The organism is Ferrovibrio sp. MS7, from assembly GCF_038404985.1.
GTDB lineage: Bacteria > Pseudomonadota > Alphaproteobacteria > Ferrovibrionales > Ferrovibrionaceae > Ferrovibrio > Ferrovibrio plantarum.
The window spans coordinates 557,352-575,933 of record NZ_JBBKBA010000002.1 but is presented as its reverse complement, the minus strand read 5'-3'; the positions used below and the strand labels follow the sequence as shown (position 1 = coordinate 575,933).

18 protein-coding genes are annotated in these 18,582 nt (G+C 62.1%); 10 read left to right on the top strand and 8 right to left on the bottom strand.

The window, feature by feature from the left end; all coding sequences use genetic code 11:
* Window positions 1–41 precede the first annotated feature (41 nt).
* Window positions 42–491: a helix-turn-helix domain-containing protein gene (locus tag V6B08_RS15970; protein ID WP_341982652.1), complete on the bottom strand. Its 450-nt coding sequence runs from the start codon at window positions 489–491 to the stop codon at window positions 42–44.
* A 360-nt stretch (window positions 492–851) separates the two neighbouring features.
* Here V6B08_RS15970 and V6B08_RS15965 point away from each other — a divergent pair, with 360 nt between their 5' ends.
* Window positions 852–1,499, top strand: coding sequence for a hypothetical protein (locus V6B08_RS15965; protein WP_341982650.1), 648 nt, complete (start codon window positions 852–854; stop codon window positions 1,497–1,499).
* A 142-nt stretch (window positions 1,500–1,641) separates the two neighbouring features.
* Here V6B08_RS15965 and V6B08_RS15960 read toward each other — a convergent pair whose 3' ends face one another.
* Both V6B08_RS15960 and V6B08_RS15955 read right to left on the bottom strand, forming a co-directional pair.
* A complete protein-coding gene (locus V6B08_RS15960) occupies window positions 1,642–2,166 on the bottom strand; it encodes a hypothetical protein (RefSeq protein WP_341982648.1) in 525 nt (174 codons plus the stop codon).
* A gap of 97 nt (window positions 2,167–2,263) precedes the next feature.
* The gene (locus tag V6B08_RS15955; protein ID WP_341982646.1) at window positions 2,264–2,791 is read right to left on the bottom strand and encodes a helix-turn-helix domain-containing protein; all 528 of its coding nucleotides are present in this window, start codon (window positions 2,789–2,791) and stop codon (window positions 2,264–2,266) included.
* 452 nt (window positions 2,792–3,243) lie between these two features.
* On the opposite strand from V6B08_RS15955, the gene V6B08_RS15950 reads away from it, so the two are divergent.
* Together V6B08_RS15950 and V6B08_RS15945 are read left to right on the top strand one after the other, a co-directional pair.
* Window positions 3,244–3,810 carry a TMEM165/GDT1 family protein gene (locus tag V6B08_RS15950; RefSeq protein WP_341982644.1) on the top strand — a complete coding sequence of 189 codons (567 nt, stop codon included), beginning with the start codon at window positions 3,244–3,246 and terminating at the stop codon, window positions 3,808–3,810.
* Between the two features lie 21 nt (window positions 3,811–3,831).
* Window positions 3,832–4,395, top strand: coding sequence for a hypothetical protein (locus tag V6B08_RS15945; RefSeq protein ID WP_341982642.1), 564 nt, complete (start codon window positions 3,832–3,834; stop codon window positions 4,393–4,395).
* An 8-nt stretch (window positions 4,396–4,403) separates the two neighbouring features.
* On the opposite strand, the gene V6B08_RS15940 is transcribed toward V6B08_RS15945, so the two are convergent.
* Window positions 4,404–5,387, bottom strand: coding sequence for a LacI family DNA-binding transcriptional regulator (locus tag V6B08_RS15940; RefSeq protein WP_341982640.1), 984 nt, complete (start codon window positions 5,385–5,387; stop codon window positions 4,404–4,406).
* Between the two features lie 150 nt (window positions 5,388–5,537).
* Here V6B08_RS15940 and V6B08_RS15935 point away from each other — a divergent pair, with 150 nt between their 5' ends.
* Window positions 5,538–7,103 (top strand): UxaA family hydrolase, encoded by a 1,566-nt coding sequence (locus tag V6B08_RS15935; protein WP_341982638.1) that lies wholly within the window; start codon window positions 5,538–5,540, stop codon window positions 7,101–7,103.
* Between the two features lie 7 nt (window positions 7,104–7,110).
* Here the strand turns inward: V6B08_RS15935 and V6B08_RS15930 are convergent, their stop codons facing one another.
* On the bottom strand, window positions 7,111–7,914 hold the full coding sequence (locus tag V6B08_RS15930; protein ID WP_341982635.1) for an SDR family NAD(P)-dependent oxidoreductase: 804 nt from the start codon (window positions 7,912–7,914) through the stop codon (window positions 7,111–7,113).
* Window positions 7,915–8,294: 380 nt separating this feature from the next.
* Window positions 8,295–10,016 (bottom strand): methyl-accepting chemotaxis protein, encoded by a 1,722-nt coding sequence (locus tag V6B08_RS15925; RefSeq protein ID WP_341982633.1) that lies wholly within the window; start codon window positions 10,014–10,016, stop codon window positions 8,295–8,297.
* A 408-nt stretch (window positions 10,017–10,424) separates the two neighbouring features.
* Between V6B08_RS15925 and V6B08_RS15920 the strand changes: the two genes are divergently transcribed.
* The 3 genes from V6B08_RS15920 to V6B08_RS15910 all read left to right on the top strand — a co-directional run bounded on the left by V6B08_RS15920 (window position 10,425) and on the right by V6B08_RS15910 (window position 13,688).
* Window positions 10,425–11,600: a phosphoserine transaminase gene (locus V6B08_RS15920; protein ID WP_341982631.1), complete on the top strand. Its 1,176-nt coding sequence runs from the start codon at window positions 10,425–10,427 to the stop codon at window positions 11,598–11,600.
* Between the two features lie 76 nt (window positions 11,601–11,676).
* Window positions 11,677–13,251 (top strand): phosphoglycerate dehydrogenase, encoded by a 1,575-nt coding sequence (gene serA, locus V6B08_RS15915; protein ID WP_341982629.1) that lies wholly within the window; start codon window positions 11,677–11,679, stop codon window positions 13,249–13,251.
* Window positions 13,252–13,424: 173 nt separating this feature from the next.
* On the top strand, window positions 13,425–13,688 hold the full coding sequence (locus V6B08_RS15910; protein ID WP_341982627.1) for a hypothetical protein: 264 nt from the start codon (window positions 13,425–13,427) through the stop codon (window positions 13,686–13,688).
* A gap of 7 nt (window positions 13,689–13,695) precedes the next feature.
* Here the strand turns inward: V6B08_RS15910 and V6B08_RS15905 are convergent, their stop codons facing one another.
* The gene (locus tag V6B08_RS15905; RefSeq protein ID WP_341982625.1) at window positions 13,696–14,355 is read right to left on the bottom strand and encodes a YggS family pyridoxal phosphate-dependent enzyme; all 660 of its coding nucleotides are present in this window, start codon (window positions 14,353–14,355) and stop codon (window positions 13,696–13,698) included.
* A gap of 101 nt (window positions 14,356–14,456) precedes the next feature.
* On the opposite strand from V6B08_RS15905, the gene V6B08_RS15900 reads away from it, so the two are divergent.
* The gene (locus tag V6B08_RS15900) at window positions 14,457–15,002 is read left to right on the top strand and encodes a thiamine phosphate synthase (protein ID WP_341982623.1); all 546 of its coding nucleotides are present in this window, start codon (window positions 14,457–14,459) and stop codon (window positions 15,000–15,002) included.
* Window positions 15,003–15,086: 84 nt separating this feature from the next.
* On the opposite strand, the gene V6B08_RS15895 is transcribed toward V6B08_RS15900, so the two are convergent.
* Window positions 15,087–15,875, bottom strand: coding sequence for a TorF family putative porin (locus V6B08_RS15895; RefSeq protein WP_341982622.1), 789 nt, complete (start codon window positions 15,873–15,875; stop codon window positions 15,087–15,089).
* A gap of 457 nt (window positions 15,876–16,332) precedes the next feature.
* Between V6B08_RS15895 and V6B08_RS15890 the strand changes: the two genes are divergently transcribed.
* Both V6B08_RS15890 and V6B08_RS15885 read left to right on the top strand, forming a co-directional pair.
* Window positions 16,333–17,982: a 3-(methylthio)propionyl-CoA ligase gene (locus V6B08_RS15890; RefSeq protein ID WP_341982620.1), complete on the top strand. Its 1,650-nt coding sequence runs from the start codon at window positions 16,333–16,335 to the stop codon at window positions 17,980–17,982.
* Window positions 17,979–18,578: a hypothetical protein gene (locus V6B08_RS15885; RefSeq protein WP_341982618.1), complete on the top strand. Its 600-nt coding sequence runs from the start codon at window positions 17,979–17,981 to the stop codon at window positions 18,576–18,578. The genes V6B08_RS15890 and V6B08_RS15885 overlap by 4 nt, the downstream gene beginning before the upstream one ends.
* Window positions 18,579–18,582: the final 4 nt, after the last annotated feature.

Sequence of the window (18,582 nt, the reverse complement as noted above, 5' to 3'; positions counted from 1 at the left end):
GCGCGGGCACCGGTTAGACCGGCGCCCGCTGCTTGAGTCGATCAGGCTTCGGCGGTCGGCGCGGTGCCGGTGCCGGGCTGCAGGTTCTTCGCCGCGGTCTTCACCAGCTCGAAGATGGTGGCGCGCAGATCGGCGCTCGGAATGCGGCCGAAATAGCGCACCAATTCCAGGGCCTGGCGGCGCGAGGCATCGCCGTAATCGAAGCGGGTCTCGTTCTGGTCGGAGGAATCGACCGGGCCGAGCGGCGAGTTGCCCTTGATGTCTTCGAAGAAGAATGACGGGGTGACGTTCAGGATATTGGAGAACTGCATCAGGCGGCTGGCGCCGATACGGTTCAAGCCTTTTTCGTATTTCTGAATCTGCTGGAAGGTGATGCCGACCGCCTGGCCGAGCACGGTCTGGCTCATGCCGGCAAGGGTGCGGGCCTCGCGCAGGCGCGCGCCGACCAGGATGTCATGGGGATTCGGACTCGTTTTCGGTGGCTTGGACACGGATACCCTCCAAAGTGTTGTGTCAGCATGTTGCGCCTGATGTGGCGTGTATCAGCGTTCCACCGACACATTCCCAACAGTATGTCCGCAAGAATTGTCCGCTTTGGAAAAATTTGCAAGAAAAAATGTCGTTTATGGAAAATTTCTGCACTTTCCTGGTTCACAACCTCTGCGGTCGCCAAATACCGCCCCTTAAACCCGCTGTTAACCATAACAGCATTAGAAAATCAGTATCCGGATGCAACCACTCCAGCGGAAATCAGCCACCAAGGACTCAAGCGAAAGGACCACGACGCCATGCGCAAGACCCCCTATACGTCACAATCGTATATTGAAGGGATTCTCGGCCAGCTGGAGGAGATGCAATACAGCATCTATATCGAGCCAGACTTGCGCGACTGGGTCAGTTTCCTCCAGCACCAGCCCAAAACCATCGGCATCAACGCCACGTTCAATCCACGCCACCACGAGTTGCCGCCCGGCGACGACAATTACTGGCTCCGGGTCATGCAAGGCGATACCCCGGTGGCCTGTATCGCTTATCGGTTGTTCGATCTGCCCGGCGGCTGGATCTCCTTCCTGCGCTCCGGCCGGCTCTGGTCGCAATATATGCCGCCGCTGGCTTACCCGCGTGTGGTGCATCCCAGCAACCGCGACTATACGGGACGGATCGGTCACCATGGCGGCCTCTGGGTGCATCCCGAGCATCGCGGCCGGCATCTCAACTTCTACCTCACCCGCCTGGTGCGCGCCCGCTCCCTGCAATATTTCAATGTCGACCATCATTGCGGCGTGGTGTTCGAGGGCCTGAAGAATAATGGCCTGCCGCTGCGCCCCGAGGGCTACGGCTACGAGCGTCTGGACGCCTCGATGGAAGGTTTCCTGCAGACCGTGGGGCAGAATTCGCGGCTCTATACCACCTATATCTCGCGTGCCGGCATGCTGAAGCAGATCGCCGCCGGTCCGCATGTGCCGAGCGTAGCGAAGCAGGCCAGCGTCGCGGCGTAAGCCGCGCGCAAGCTGGAAAGCCGTGTCGCGGCGTAAGCCGCGCGCAAGCCGGAAAGCCGCGCACGAATACAAAAGCCGCGTCGCAGCAGCCCTGCGGCGCGGCTTTTGCTTTTTACGGCAAAGGAATTTCAGGGCAGTGGTATCAGTGCAGCACTTCGCTGAGACGGCGGCGGCTGAGCAGCGGATGTACCAGTGTGACGATCAGCGTCACCTTGTCGCCGGTGAAGAACGGAAACATCAGGCGCTGATAGACGCGTTCCGGCATCGTCACGGTATAGAAGGAGGCGCGCCTGGTTTCCTTCACCTGGCAATAGGTATGGACCGCCACTTTCTTGGCCGGGCTTGATTCGATCAACCCGACCGGGCGGCCGACATAATTCTCGCCGTCCATGACGAAGGGATGGGATTCCTGGTCGATCATCACGAAGTCGTCGTAGTGATCGGCGGAAACATCGACGAGATGCGCCGGGTCCGGAGCAAATATCCAGCGGGCGCGTTTCAGGAAGGCGGCGGCTTCGCTGTGGCGGTGGCCAAAGCGTTGGTAGATGTCCAACGCCAGCGAGGCCTTGCCGTCACTGACGGCAGCCTCATTGATATCCGTATAGTCGATCTGCACCACTGAGTTGTCCTCGTGGTGAATCGTATGGCGCTTACTCGAAGTGAGCATAGCCCTGTAATCGACCCCGAAACGACATGTCCCAGGGGCAATAATACCGACTTTTAACTTGTGTTGGTATCTTTATTTGCAGGTATAGGACGAATGTTCAGTAGTTTTCCGGCAAACCCTGCTCGACCACAACGCCGGTGCGGCCGGCAGTGGCTTCGCGTTCGGCACGCTGCTTCAGCGCCCGCTCAATCAGATGCAGACGCTGCACCGCCTTGAGTTGGAGGCCGAGGGCCGAGCCGATATCGCGGGCATGAATATCGGCATCCAGGAAGGCTTGTTCCTCGCGGTCGCCGGTAGCAACCGCCTCGATGATCCCGAGCAGATGGGTGCGGTGGCTGGGCGACAACCTGGCCCAAGCCTTCGCCACGCCGGCGGCATCCTCGGGATCGATATTGCCCGGCACAAGGTCGGTATCGGCACCAAGGCCGGGGGCGCTCAGCAGGGCGGCCGGGCTGCGGCCATAGACTGCTGCCAAGCGATGCAGCCATTTGTCGGTCACACGCAGGCGGCTATTTTCCAGTTTGCTCAATGCCGAAGGGGTGCAATCAGCCCGTTCTGCCGCCTCGGTCAGGGTCAGCTTGGAATAGAGGCGCCAGGCTTTGAGGTAGTTCGGAGGGGTCTGCATGGCTCAGGCTGTTCAGGCTGCCGGTTTCAGTATGTGAAACGTAGAATAGCACCCTTGGCCAATCTGGAAAAGCCCGGTCTGCAACAACATGACGGAATTTGTCTAAACTTGCCAATGTGTTGGTGTAAATTACCCTTATATGCAGCCAGTTGGTTATATGCTGTGTTTATCCGTCAGAGAGGCTCTGGCGCGATTGGCCGCCGCAGGCTATAGAGGCAGCGTTCCATTGGGGAGTAGCCTCCCGCCCGGCCCGGATTCGGACCGCGAGCGGGGGAAGCGTCAACAGACTAGGGATGGCCGGACCAGCAGCCGGCACCCTTGGCGCTTCCGGCCCTTAGGGTGTTCACCCTTAGGCTTGGCGAGACCTTTGGCTTCATCCATCGCAACCGGGGATCGGGCGCGGTGGGTAAGCCATTGGCCTTGTCGATGCCTGATCCCATGGTGCCGCCCCAATGCTCGAAGCTTTTTTCACTGTGTTCGGCCTCGTTGCCATCGCCGAGATCGGCGACAAGACCCAGCTTCTCTCTCTCCTGCTTGCCGCGAAATTCCGCCGCCCCTGGCCGATCATGGCCGGCATCCTGGTCGCCACCGTGGCCAACCATGCCCTTGCCGCCTGGGCCGGGGTGTGGCTCGACGATCTGGTGGAGCCGAAATACCTGCGCTGGGCGCTGGGCGCCTCCTTCATCGCCATGGCGCTTTGGACGCTCAAGCCCGATACGCTGGAAGATGATGACGCACCGCTGAAAATGAGGCGCTTCGGCGCCTTCATGGGCACCCTGGTGGCATTCTTCCTGGCTGAGATCGGCGACAAGACTCAAGTTGCCACCACGGCGCTGGCAGCCCGCTACAGCGATGTCTGGACGGTGACGGCGGCCTCCACGCTCGGCCTGTTCGCGGTCAATGCGCCGGTGGTTTTCATGGGCGAGAGGCTGATGCGGCGGCTGCCGCTTGACCTGGTGCGCAAGCTGGCGGCAGCGGCCTTCGCGATTGTCGGTGTTGTCACGTTGATCGGTTGGTGACTATGGGATTGGCTGGTAGTCATGGTTAATATGGGCGCTGCCATGGTCGGTATCGCCCATAAGACCTATACCCTTGCCGAGATCCAGTCGCTGCTGCAGGCACTGGAGAAGCAGACGCGCCGTGCCGCCAAGAAGGCGGACAGCGCCATAGAGCGCATCTCCAAGCTGGCCTTCGAGCCGTATTACGAATACCGCGAATCGCTGACCGAAATCGAAGGCGTGATCGTACTGATCGAGGATCGCATGGCGCATGCCGAGAAGGCAGCGCTGGAGAAGCTGCGCGACTATCACACCAAGCTGATCACCAACCTGCTGCGCATGAAGATCGATGTGATCCTGCGTGTCTTTCCGGCGCTGGAAAGCGCTTCCACGCTGCCGATGGGGGCGCAGAAGGTGTTCCTCGCCACGTTGTGGGAAATGAAGGAGACGGTGGCGCATATCGACCGCGCGCAGATGAGCCATCTACTCGATCCGGACGCCCGCAAGCGCCTCACGGTGGCGGAAACCATTCTCAGCGACGTGGCGATGCGGGCGCCGCGCCTGTTGGAAATGGCCGAGGGCCAGGCCAAGAAGCTGGACGCTTAAGCCGCGCTCTAGCTGCTGCCGCGTTGCACCAGGGTGAAACCGACATCGACGATACGTTGCGCGACCGGCTGGCCGGTGGCACGCGCTACCAGCATGGCGGCGGCCAGGCGGCCGATCTCGCCACCCTCGATGCGCAGGCTGGTCAGCGGTGGGTCGGCATCCTTGCCATAGCTCTGGTCGCCATAGCCGATCAGTTTGAGTGTCTGCGGCACGGCGATGCCGCGCGCCTTGGCCTCGATCGCCGCGCCGAGCGCCAGATTGTCCGAGCCGCAGAATACACCGTCGATATCGGCGTGCCGGTGCAGCAATTCCGCCAGGCAGCTGCGGCCATCGCCCATCGGTGTCGGCGCTTGCGCCTCCAGCACCGGCGCACGCCAGCCGCAAAGCTGGCGGAAGCGTGCCACGAAGGCCGCGGCACGCAGCCTGGCGCGGCGGTCGTCCGGCGAAATCACGGCGGCGCGGCGGCAGCCGCGCTCATAGAGATGCTCGGCCGCCGCCTTGCCGATGGCCGGATGCGAAAATCCGACCAGCATGTCGATCGGTTTCGGCGTCAGGTCCCAGGTTTCCACCACCGGGATGCGCGCGGCGCGCAACTGCCGCCGCGAGGCTTCGGAATGCACGATGCCGGTGAGGATGATGCCATCTGGCCGGCGCCCGATCACGGCGCCGAGCAGGGCTTCCTCGCTGGCTTCGTCATAGCCGGCCTGGCCGATCAGGAGCTGATAGCCCTGATCCTGCAGATGTGCCGCCACCTGCTGCATGGTGCTGGTGAACATGGCGCCGCTGATGCTGGGCACCAGGGCGACGATCAGTCTGCTGCGCGCCGATGAGAGCGAGCCGGCCAGCAGGTTCGGCGTGTAGCCGAGTTTCTTCGCGGTGGCGCGGATTTTCGCCAGCGTGTCGGGCGAAAGCTGGCCGGGCGTGTTGAAGGCGCGCGAAACGGTGATCTTGGTGACGCCCACGGTTGAGGCGATGTCCGCCAAAGTAGGCACTTTCGCCGGCTTTTTCGCCGGTTCTTTCGCAGGTGCAGCAGGGGATTTCTTGGCGCGCGTCACCGGAACAGTATAGCCAAGCCGGGTTTTCCGGGGTAGGCTTGGCTCTGTCATGTTACCGGTAACATAAATCAGCCCCGAGAATGCCCCATGTCGATGATTGACCTGCACGCCAAGCGCCTGATTGGCCCCGTGATCCGCCTGCACCCGGACGACAACACCGTCGTCGCCCGCATCGATGTGGTGCCGGGCATGCCGGTGGATGGCGACAACCAGCATCCGCGCTTCCTGATCCGCGACAAGGCGCCGGCCGGCTACAAGATTGCCGCCCGCGACCTGAAGAAGGGCGAGCCGATCCTGAAATACAATGTCACGGTCGGCTTCGCGGCGGATGATATCCGCGCCGGTTCGATGCTGCATAACCACAACACTGAATTCCGCGAATTCGACCGCGACTACCAGCATGCGCAATTCTACAAGCCGGTCGAGCTGCTACCCGAGGCCGAGCGCGCCACCTTCCAGGGCATCGTGCGCCCGGATGGCCGCGTCGGCACGCGCAACTTCATCGGCATCGTCTCCACCGTGAACTGCTCCGCCACCGTGGTGCATGCGGTGGCGCGGCATTTCACCGAGGAACGCCTGGCGGATTTCCCCAATGTCGATGGCGTGGTCGCCTTCGCCCATGCGCTCGGCTGCGGCATGGAGATGACCGGCGAGGCGATGGCGTTGCTGCGCCGCACGCTGGGTGGCTATATCCGCCATGCCAACCTGGCCGCCGTGGTGGTGATCGGCCTGGGCTGCGAGCGCAACCAGCTCGACGGCATGATGGCGGAGCAGGGGCTGGAGCGTAGCGACAACCTCGTCACCTTCGTGATGCAGGAGACCGGCGGCACGCGCAAGACCATCGAGGCCGGCATCGAGGCCGTGAAGAAGATTCTGCCCAAGGCCAATGACGTGACGCGCAGCACGGTTTCGGCCAGCCATATCACCGTCGGCCTGCAATGCGGCGGTTCGGACGGCTTTTCTTCCATTACCGCCAATCCGGCGCTGGGGGCGGCAATGGATATCCTGGTGCGCCATGGCGGCACCGCGATCCTCTCCGAAACCCCGGAGCTTTACGGCGTCGAGCATACGCTGACCCGCCGCGCCGTGACGCGCGAAGTCGGCGAGAAACTGGTGGAGCGTATCCGCTGGTGGAAGGAAGACTATGCCGTCGGCCGCGATGTGCAGATCAACGGCAAGGTCAGCCCCGGCAACCAGGCCGGCGGTCTCGCCAATATCTTCGAGAAGTCGCTCGGTTCCTCCATGAAGGGTGGCACCGGGCCGCTGATGGAAGTGTACAAATATGCCGAGCCGGTGACGGCCAAGGGCCTGGTGATCATGGACACGCCCGGCTACGACCCATGCTCGGCCACGGGCCAGATCGCTGGCGGCGCCAATATCATCGCCTTCACCACCGGGCGCGGTTCGGCCTTCGGCGCCAAGCCGGTGCCCTCGCTGAAACTCGCCACCAATTCGCCGATGTATCGCCGCCTGGAAGAGGACATGGACATCAATTGCGGCCAGATTCTCGATGGCACCAAGTCGATGCAGGAAATGGGGCAGGAGATTTTCGAACAGATTCTGCGCACAGCATCAGGCGAGAAGAGCAAGAGCGAGCTGCTCGGCGTCGGCGACCACGAATTCGTACCCTGGCAGATCGGCATCGTGGGGTAGTCGCGCTTCAGCTATTCCGTCGCTCGCCCCGGAGCGTCGGCAGGCCGATGCCCGTGGAGTCGAAGCCGCCATCGACGCAGAGCACCTGGCCGGTGATATAGCCGGCCTGGTCGCTGCACAGGAAATAGATGGCGTTGGCAAGTTCTTCTTCCAGGCCATAGCGGTTGAGCGGGATATGGTCGTGATAGTCGGCGCGGATTTCCGGCGTGTGCACGGCTTTCGCCATGGCGGTATTCACCGGCCCCGGTGCCACGGCATTGACGCGGATGTTCAGCGCGCCGAATTCGGCCGCCTGCTGCTTGGTGAGATGCGCGAGGCCGGCCTTGGAGGTGCCATAGGCGACGCGCAGCGTTGAGGCGCGCAGGCCGGAGATCGAGGTGATGTTCACCACCGCGCCGCCGCCCTGGTCGCGCATGATCGGCGCGACAGCTTGAGTCATCAGGAAGGGGCCGGTGAGGTTCACCGCCATGACGCGGCTCCAGTCCTCCAGCGTCACCTCCAGGATCGGCTTGAACACGGCGATGCCGGCATTGTTCACCAAGGCGTCGATGCGGCCGAAATGCTTATGCGCTTTCGCTACCGCCGAAATGATCGCCGCCGGATCGGCGATATCCGCTTCCAGGCTCAACGTGGCCTCGGGCTGGTTCAGCGCGGCTTCCGCCTGGCGCAGGGTGTCACCCAGGATATCCAGCATGGCCACGCGCCAGCCCTCGGCGAGAAACTTGCGCGCAGCCGCAAGGCCAAGGCCACGGGCTGCGCCGGTGATGAGCGCCACTTTGTCTTTGCTGCTGGTCGCATTGGTGCTGGTCATCTGCGCTTTTTGCCTCCCTTGCGCTGAATTCCCCGCAGGCTAGCGGAGTTCGCTTGGGGGCGGGAGGGGCGAGAGCAGGGTTTACGGACCAGCCAAAATGTACTATCATTGTTCTTGTAAATCAAAGGCTTCATACTGCGGCATGAGCCAGAATACGGCACCATAAGGCGGGATAAGCCGCAATAAGGAAAAATAAGAAGAAATAAGAAGAAATAAGAAGAAATAAGAAGAAATAAGGAAAGTTAAGTCGCTAAATGATTGGAAATATTGCTTTTGATCAACGCACCAAGGCAGCTCTATCGGAAAATATTCCTGCTGCAATCAGGGCGGCATGATGCCGGCGCCGCTCCATCCCTTTGCCGGGGATGGAGCGAGCCGGATCAGGCGGCGTTACGCAGCACAATGTTGCGCCGGTCGATGGCAAGGCCTTCCTCGGTGCGGTAGCGCTGTACCAGGGCTGCGAGGTCGCTGGCCTGGGTGGACAGGGCTTGTGAGGCCGCCGAAGTTTCCTCCACCAGGGCGCCATTGCGCTGGGTGGTTTCATCCATGCTGCCGATGGCAGTATTGATCTGCTCCAGGCCGTTTGATTGTTCTGCCGAGGCTGCCGTGATTTCGGCGACGATATCGGACACTTTCTTGATCTCGCCGACAATCTCATTGAGTGCGACGCCGGCACTGTTCACCAGATCCGAGCCGGCCTTCACTTGAGCATTGGACTGGCTGATCAGCGTCTTGATTTCCTTCGAGGCGCCGGCGGAGCGTTGCGCCAGGCTGCGCACTTCCTGCGCCACCACGGAGAAGCCCTTGCCGGCTTCGCCGGCACGGGCGGCTTCGACGGAAGCATTCAGTGCCAGCAGGTTGGTCTGGAAGGCGATCTCGTCGATCACGCCCATGATCTCGGCGATCTTGTCTGCGCTGCTCTCGATGCGGCCCATCGCCTGCACGGCTTCGGCAACGATGCTGCCGCCCTTGTCGGCGGTGTCGCGCGCTGCGCTGGCCATCCGGTTGGCGGCCTGGGCATTCTGCGCGTTCTGCCGCACCGTGGTGGTGATTTCGTGCATCGAGGCGGCGGTTTCCTCCAGCGAGGCGGCCTGGCTTTCGGTGCGCTGCGCCAGGTCCTGGCTGCCAGCGGAAATCTCAGCCGATGCGGCGGCAATGGCGGCGGAAGCCTCGCGGATATTGCCGATGATCCCGGCCATGGTGTCCATCAGATCATTCACGCCGCTGCATAACGTGCGGATTTCGCCGCTCTTGCCATCCAACGGGATACGCTGCGTCAGATCATGTGCCTTGGCCGCGTCCACCGCACGGCCGACCTGCCGCACCGCCTGTTCGGTCATCTGCGCCGCCTTGATCTGGGCGGTGATGTCGGTGGCGTATTTCACCACCTTGTAGGGCCGTCCGCTGGCATCCATGATCGGATTGTAGCTGGCCTGGATCCACACCTCGCGGCCATCCTTGGCGATGCGCTTATACTGGGCGGCATCGTATTCGCCGCGGCCCAGCTTGGCCCAAAAGGCTTTATACTCGGCGCTATCGCGATACCCCGGCTCGACAAACATCGCGTGATGCTGGCCCTTCACTTCTTCCAGCGTATAGCCCAGCGTGGCCAGGAAATTGCTGTTGGCCTTCAAGATCGTGCCGTCGAGCGTGAACTCGATCACCGCCTGCGACTTGTGGATCGCGGCGAGTTGGCCCTCGAATTCCGCATCGCGCTGCTTCTGTGCCGTGATGTCGTTGGCGAATTTCACCACCTTGTAGACCCGGCCCCTGGCATCCAGGATCGGATTGTAGCTGGCCTGGATCCAGACTGCACGGCCGCCTTTGGCGACGCGCATATACTGAGCAGCATCGTATTCGCCGCGGCCCAGCTTGGCCCAGAAGGCCTTGTAGTCGGCGCTGTTGCGATAGCTCGTCTCGACGAAGATCGAGTGATGCTTGCCCTGCACTTCCTCAAGCGTATAGCCCATGGCGGTGAGAAAGTTTTCGTTGGCCGAGAGGATCATGCCGTCGAGGGAGAATTCGATTACGGCGAAGGACCGGTTCACGGCGGCGATCTTCGCCGTATCGTCTCGGCGCTCGGAAAAGTTGAATATGGACACGGATTACCTTTAGGGCAGGGCGCTGGGGAGCGCTGGTTTATGAATGATCTTGATACGACGTACTTAAAGGGTTGGATTGGCCTTTAGCAAAAATATCCACATGAATCATTCAAAAAAATATTGCAAAGATCATGCACTTATCCGGAAATATAACCCAATGCTAATGCACTCGGTGTCGCTGGGATTGTTGGTTTTCAGGAAAAAACCCTAGAGCTTTGCCCTGTGTTGTCGGGTTCATGCCCTAGCGTAAACAGCAACCACAGGGAGAGTGGACTTTCCCTGGCTGACCCGGCAAGCCCTGCGGCGAATTGTCATGCTTCCCCCATTGCGGCGGACCCGGCTGACGGAGTAGAAGGGCTGCGGGCCACACTCCCCCAACGGAGTGCTACTATCTGGAAGGATAGAGACATGACTGGTAAGCCTACCGCGCGTCCCGCTGTCGCGCATTTCTCCTCCGGCCCCTGCGCCAAGCGCCCCGGCTGGACCCCCGAAATCCTCAAAAACGCCCTGCTCGGCCGCTCGCATCGCTCCAAAGAGGGCAAGGCGCGCTTGGTCGAAGCCATCGAGCTGCACCGCCAGATCCTCGGCATCCCGGCGGATTACAAGATCGGCATCGTGCCCGCGTCCGATACCGGCGCCGTCGAGATGGCGCTGTGGTCATTGCTCGGTGCGCGCGGCGTCGACGTGCTCGGCTGGGAGAGCTTCGGCTCCGGCTGGGCTTCCGACATCACCAAGGAACTCAAGCTCACCGACGTGCGTAGCCTGAAGGCCGGCTATGGCGAGATCGTCGATCTTGCCAAGGTCGACTGGAGCCGCGACGTGGTGTTCACCTGGAACGGCACCACCTCGGGCGTGCGCGTGCCGAATGGCGACTGGATCAAGGCCGACCGCGAAGGCTTGAGCATCTGCGACGCCACCTCCGCCGTATTCGCCATGGACCTGCCCTGGGACAAGCTGGATGTCACCACCTGGTCGTGGCAGAAGGCGACCGGTGGCGAGGCCGCGCATGGCATGATCGTGCTCAGCCCGCGCGCCGTGCAGCGTCTCGAAACCTACACGCCCGCCTGGCCGCTGCCGAAAATCTTCCGCATGGCCAAGGACGGCAAGCTGATCGACGGCATCTTCAAGGGCGAGACCATCAACACGCCCTCCATGCTCTGCGTCGAGGATATCATCGATGCGCTGAAATGGGGCCAGTCGATCGGCGGCCTCGCCGGCATGAAGGCGCGCTCGGAAGCCAACCTCGCCGCCATCGAGGCCTGGGTGGCCAAGTCCGACTGGGCCGGTTTCCTCTGCGCTGACAAGGCGATCCGCTCCAATACCTCGATCTGCCTCAAGATCGTCGATCCCTGGTTCACCGCGCTGGGTCCGAAGGATCAGGATGCGGCGGCCAAGCAGGTCGCCTCGGTGCTGGAGAAGGAAGGCGTGGCGCTGGATATCGGTGCCTATCGCGATGCCCCTCCGGGCCTGCGCATCTGGGGCGGCGCCACCGTCGAGCCCAAGGATACCGCGGCCCTGCTGCCCTGGCTCGACTGGGCCTTCGCCCAGGTGAAGGCCAGCTTCAAGCCGGCTGCCGCCGCCTAAGCGCTCACGTTCCGCAGGCACGGCGCCGCCGTGCCTGCCGCTCTCCCCATTTTCCTATCTCCTGTGAGGAACACCCATGGTGAAGGTTCTCATTTCCGACGAGTTGAGCCCGGCCGCCGTCGACATTTTCAAGACTCGCGGCGTCGAGGTCGATATCAAGACCGGCCTGAAGCCGGATGAGCTGATCGCCATCATCGGCCAGTATGATGGCCTCGCCATCCGCTCGGCCACCAAGGTCACCGCCAAGGTGCTGGAAGCCGCCACCAATCTGAAGGTGGTCGGCCGCGCTGGCATCGGCGTCGACAACGTGGACATCCCGGCTGCCACCGCGCGCGGCGTCTGTGTCATGAACACCCCGTTCGGCAACTCGATCACCACCGCCGAACATGCCATTGCCATGATGATGGCGCTGGCCCGCGAAATTCCGCTGGCCGACCGCTCCACCCAGGCCGGCAAGTGGGAGAAGAACCGCTTCATGGGCGTCGAGCTTTACGGCAAGACGCTGGGCCTGATCGGCTGCGGCAATATCGGCTCCATCGTTGCAGATCGTGCTCAAGGGCTGAAGATGAAGGTGGTCGGCTTCGATCCGTTCCTCACCCCGGAACGCGCCCAGGCGCTCGGCATCGAGAAGGTGGAACTGGACGAATTGCTTGCGCGGGCTGATTTCATCACGCTGCATACCCCGCTCACCGAGCAGACCAAGAACATCCTCGACGCCAAGGCGCTGGCCAAGGCGAAGAAGGGCGTGCGTATCGTCAACTGCGCCCGTGGTGGCCTGGTGGATGAAGCGGCGCTGAAGGAAGCGCTCGATTCCGGCCAGGTGGCCGGCGCTGCCTTCGACGTGTTCGTCACCGAACCGGCCAAGGAAAACGTGCTGTTCGGCCATGAGCGCTTCGTCGCCACGCCGCATCTCGGCGCCTCGACCAACGAAGCGCAGGAGAACGTGGCGCTGCAGGTGGCCGAGCAGATCTCGGACTACCTGTTGAGTGGTGCTGTCACCAACGCGCTGAACATGCCGTCGGTCTCGGCGGAAGACGCGCCGAAGCTGCGCCCCTATATGAAGCTCGCCGAGCAGCTCGGCAGCTTTGTCGGCCAGTTGGCGGAAGCCAACCTGACCAAGGTGGTGATCGAGTATGAAGGCCATGTCGCGACGCTGAATACCCGGCCGCTGACGGCCATCGTGCTGGAAGGCCTGCTGCGCCGCCAGCTTTCCAGCGTCAACATGGTCAACGCGCCGCTGGTGGCCAAGGAGCGCAATATCGAGGTCTCCGAGGTCAAGCATGACCGCGAGGGTGATTATGCCACTTTGATGCGCGTAACCATCCACGCCGACAAGGTGCGCCATCTCTCGGGCACGCTGTTCGCCAACAAGAACCCGCGCGTGGTGGAGATCAAGGGCATCGACATCGATGCCGAGCTTGGTCCGAACATGCTCTACGTCACCAACGAGGACAAGCCGGGCTTCATCGGCCGGCTTGGCACAGTGCTCGGCGATGCCGGCATCAACATTGCCACCTTCCATCTGGGCCGTGCCGCCAAGGGCCAGGAAGCCATCTGCCTCGTCGAAGTGGATGGCCCGATCCCGGCCGCAGTGGCGGCCAAGGTGAAGGAAATCCCCGGCGTGCGTCAGGTGACCCCGCTCAAGTTCTAAGCCGATCTGTATTAAGTCTTTCCGCCAGGGCCCCGCCTTCAGGAATGAAGCGGGGCCCCGGTTCGTTTATGGCCGGCCCGTCATGATTGAATTGCGTCGGCCCTCTTGAAGGCTGGACGCCGCCCGTGGCTTCACGCTTTATTGGTGCCAGCCCACCCAACGGAGTCGCCGCCATGGCCCGCCTTGCCCGTCTGCTGCTGATCCTGCTGTTGCCGCTCGCCGTCGTTGCCTGCGGTCCCGATAGCAGCGAACAGGTGATTAAGAAGGCCGAGAAGGCCGGCACCAAGGCCGAACTGGAAAAGGCCATCGGCCGCCCGACCGAGATTTCCAAGCTCGGGCCGATTGAGCAGTGGACCTACAAGACCAAGGACGGCCAGGTCAGCTTCACCATCACTGGCGACAAGGTGATGCTCGCCTCCGGCGGCACGAAGAAGTAAGCAGGCTTCAGGCGGCGGGATAATTCCGCCCGCCAAAAATGGCGCTGCCGACCCGTATATAGGTGGCGCCAAAGGCCGCGGCGATTTCGTAATCGCCGCTCATGCCCATGCTGAGATCGGCCAGGCCGTTGCGCTCGGCGATCTTGCGCAGCAGGGCGAAATGCGGCGCCGGCTCTTCGTCGGCTGGCGGAATGCACATCAGGCCCACAACCGGCAGGCCAAGGCGGTCGCGGCAATCGCGGATGAAGGCATCGGCTTCCAGCGGCGCCACGCCGGCCTTCTGCGGCTCTTCGCCGGTATTCACCTGGATGAAGCAGGGCAGGCGGCGCTCCTGCCGGGCGAATTCCTTGGCCAGTTCCTCGGCCAGCTTTGGCCGGTCCAGGGTGTGGATCACATCGAAATGTGCCACCGCCTGCTTCACCTTGTTGGTCTGCAGCGGCCCGATCAGGTGCAGCACCATGCCCGGATGGCTGGCGCGCAGGGCAGGGTATTTCTCCATCGCCTCCTGCACCCGGTTCTCGCCGAAATGGCGCTGGCCGGCGGCATAGGCGGCTTCCACGGCGCTGGCCGGGAAGGTCTTGGCCACCGCGATCAGCGTGGTGCTGGCCGGCAGGGTGGCGCGGATGGCATGGATTGCCCCGGCTATGGTCGAAGCTGAATCGGACATGGCATGATCACATGATGCGGAAACGGAGCGGCACGCTAACAAGGCCCAGTCTCGGGCGAAAGGTCTGGCTTCGGCGAAAGGCCCGGCCCGGGCAAAAAGCCTTGGGCGGCAAGCCGCGCCTATGGCTGTTCAGCGATCCGCAGCGACTGCCGGATCCGGCCAAGCTGCTGGCCGCGCTGCCGCCGGGCAGCGGTGTGGTTTTCCGCCCCTATGGCCTCAAGGATGCCGAGGCGATCGGGCGCCGGCTGCGAAGGCTGACACGCCGCCTGGGGCAGATACTGCTGGTGGCCGGCGATGCAAGGCTGGCGCGGCGGCTCGGCGCCGATGGCCTGCATCTGCCGGAACACGCATTACTAAGCCCCCGGCGCGACGGCCTGCCGGCAGTGACCGCAGCCGCGCATGGCATGACAGCCATCAACCGCGCGGCACAAGCGGGGGTGAAGGGGGTGTTCATCTCGCCGGTATTCGCCACGGCCAGCCATCCCGGTGCGGCTGGCCTGGGGCCGTTACGTTTCGCGGCGCTGCTGCGGGCGGCGCGGCGGCGGGGATTGGAAGTCTACGCGCTTGGCGGCATCGATGCGGCGAGCTGGCGCCGGCTGGCACCCTTGCTGCCCGATGGCAGCGGCGGCATCGGGCGCTTCAACTGAAGGCAGGGTTCGGCTGAAGCCAAAAAGAAACCGCCGCTGCCCGGAGGCAGCGGCGGCTCTGAAACACAGCCCGGTGAGGCTGAATTAGAAGGTCAGGGTGTAACCGACCGAACCGACCAGGGCGCCGGAGCAGAGGTCGCCAAGATTGCGGCCACCAGCCTGCGGGAAGCACTGGGCATCCTTGATGTTGGTGTCGACCCACTGCACGCCCACATCGAGAGCGCCGAAGAAGGTGGCGAACAGGCCAACGTTCCAATCGGTGTAGTCCGGCACGCCGAAGGTGGTGTTGTCCTTGACCTTCTGACGGCCAACGTTGGCAACCACGCGCGGGCTGAACTCGGTGAAGGGGATCGGAACCTTCACGCCGCCGTAGACGTAAGTGGCGGAGCCGGTGTTGCCGAAGAAGCCGGTCGACCAGTTGATGCCGATGGTCGGGATCACGAAGCCGAAGTCATAGTTCACGGCCGCGGCGTATTCGGTGTAGTCGTAGTTCAGAGCGCGGGTGGCGCCCGGATAGGTGTACAGGATGTACTTCAGGTCGTAGCCGAAGCTGCCGATGGTGCCGCGCAAACCGACGGTGTAGTCGAGTTCGGCGTTGGCTTCCTGGTCGGTCGGCACCAGCGGCACGAACTTGACGTTGCTGCCCCAGGCATTGATGTAGCCGGTGACGTAGTCGGAGATCGTGACGGCGGCTTCGATGCTGCCCTGGATCGCCGGTTCATTGTCGGTCTGGCTCAGGCCGCGGAAGCGGTAGTCAGACACGCCGCCGAGGGTGGCGGTGAAGTTCAACTTGTCAGCCGGCTTGTCCTGCGCGACGGCCGGACCGGCAAACAGCACGGCGGCCAGCAGCGCGCCAAAAATCTTCGTCTTCATAAGGAGACCTCCAGAAACTTTTCCCGCAGCGAATTAAGCAAATTCTCCGTCGGCGAACAAACACTTGCACGTTGCTCCAGACATCAGGCCGCAAACCTGTGGCGCGAAAGTCACGCTGGTGTAAAGAACTGGTCAAGTTGTCTAATTTATGGGCAAAAACCCTCTGGTTGCAGTTTTTGACCCTGCCGAAAAATGCACCAAACGCCTGATTTTGGGGGTGAATGTATGCAAGGGCTATCGGATCGATTCCCTGTCTCACCCTTGGGTTTGGCCGAATCTGACCGACCGAACCCTGGGGCGAGGCCATTCCGCTGCCCCGTAACGGGATTATGTCGCCGAAAAAGTGTGATGAAGCTCGCTTGCCGCGGGGGCAGCCAGGGGTGCAACCATTGCGACGCAAATGCCTGCTCCATAATATCGGCGCACTGCAAATATTTGGTTCCTTGGGAGGAAGCGCATGCTTGGTTTGACGCAGGATCGTCCGCTGCTGATTTCGTCGCTGATCGAGTTCGCGGCGCTGTACCATGGCCGCACCGAGATCGTGACCCGGTCGGTCGAAGGGCCGATCCACCGTTGTACTTACCGCGACCTGCGCGACCGCTCGAAGCAGCTCGCCAATGCGCTGACCCGGCTGGGCGTCAAGCTCGGCGACCGCATCGGCACCCTGGCCTGGAACACCTACCGCCATTTTGAACTCTATTACGGCGTGTCCGGCATGGGCGCCGTGCTGCATACCGTCAACCCGCGCCTGTTCCCGGAGCAGATCGACTACATCGTCAATCACGCCGAGGACAGCTACCTGTTCTTCGACCTGACCTTCCTGCCGCTGGTAGAAAAGCTGGTGCCGCAGCTCAAGACCGTGAAGGGCTTTGTGCTGATGACCGATGCGGCGCATATGCCCAAGGACAGCAAGATCCCCAACCTGCATTGCTACGAGGACCTGATCGGCGCCGAGAGCAGCGACTATGACTGGCCGGAATTCGACGAGCGTACGGCTTCCTCGCTTTGCTACACCTCCGGCACCACCGGTAATCCTAAGGGCGTGCTGTATTCGCACCGCTCCACCGTGCTGCACAGCTACGCCGTCTGCCAGCGCGACGGCCTCAATCTCGGCTCGGCTGACTCGGCCCTGGTGATCGTGCCGCTGTTCCATGCCAATGCCTGGGGCGTGCCCTACGGCGCCTGCATGAGTGGCGCCAAGCTGGTCTTCCCCGGCCCGGCGCTCGACGGCAAGAGCGTGTATGAACTGCTGCGCGACGAGAAGTGCAATTTCTCGCTCGGCGTACCCACCGTGTGGCTCGCCTTCTTCCAGTATATCGATGCCAATCCGTCGCTCGACACCAAGGCCGATATCAAGCTGGAGCGTTGCGTCATCGGCGGCTCGGCGGCGCCGCGCGCAATGATCGAGCGCTTCGCCAAGCAGTTCAACTGCTTCGTCATCCATGCCTGGGGCATGACCGAGATGTCGCCGCTGGGCACCACCGGCAACCTGCTGAAGAAGCACGGCGACCTGCCGCTGGAGAAGCGCCTGGATGTGCAGGCCAAGCAGGGCCGCACGGTCTATGGCGTTGATATCAAGATCACCGACGACGAAGGCCGCGAATTGCCGCGCGACGGCGTCGCCTTCGGCAATGTGAAGGTGCGCGGCCCGTGGATCACCAAGGGCTATTTCAAGGGCGAGGGCGGCAACGTTATCGACGCCGACGGCTATTTCACCACCGGCGACGTGGCGACGCTCGATGCCGATGGTTACATGCAGATCACCGACCGCGCCAAGGACGTGATCAAGTCCGGTGGCGAGTGGATCTCCTCGATCGACCTTGAGAATGCCGCTGTCGGCCATCCGGCGGTGCAGGAAGCTGCCGTGATCGGCGTGTTCCATGCCAAGTGGCAGGAACGCCCGCTGCTGCTGGTGATCAAGAAGCCTGGCCAGGAGGTCACCAAGGAGGAATTGCTCAAATTCCTCGACGACAAGATCGCCAAGTGGTGGCTGCCGGACGATGTGGTGTTCGTCACCGAACTGCCGCATACCGCTACCGGCAAGCTGCTCAAGACCAAGCTGCGCGAGCAGTTCAAGGATCATAAGCTGCCGACGCCGGGGGCATGATTGCGACTATCCATATGCGGTGCCGGCTCTTAGTAGCGGTACTGCTCTTTTTCCTTGCTGGCTGTGCCGCTCAAGACCGCCTTCCTGGTATTGAGCGGCCAGTCCGCATCGCCATCCTCGATATGTTTGGCGGCGAAGATTTCTCGCCCGTAACAAAGGCTTCTGTTGACGAATACTTCGCCAAGCAAGGAGCCGGTGATGTCAAATTGCAGCGCAGCGCTTTGCGGGACGCTGATCTTGTCGTCTTCCTTGTCGAAGACTTGAGCCCCGCCGCGCGCTATGGAGTGATCCTTGATGAGTTCAGCAGGAAAACCGGTGGGACGTTAAGGGGCGGCATTATCACTGTAGTAAGTCACAGCCTACACAGTGAGACCTGGATATGCGATAGTGATAACCGGCTCCGGCGATATGCGATTGTTGTTGGTTTGATAGATTCGTATAGAATTCGCTATTACAGAACGGTCGATGATCGACCCATGTCTCCAACGGAATTGGACGCATTCAGGAAAAGATATATCCCCTCTGAACTTGCAAAAGCGGTTTCCAAGCTCGGCCATGTCTTGGAAAACTGTAGGCACACTATATTTCTCAACTAATCCC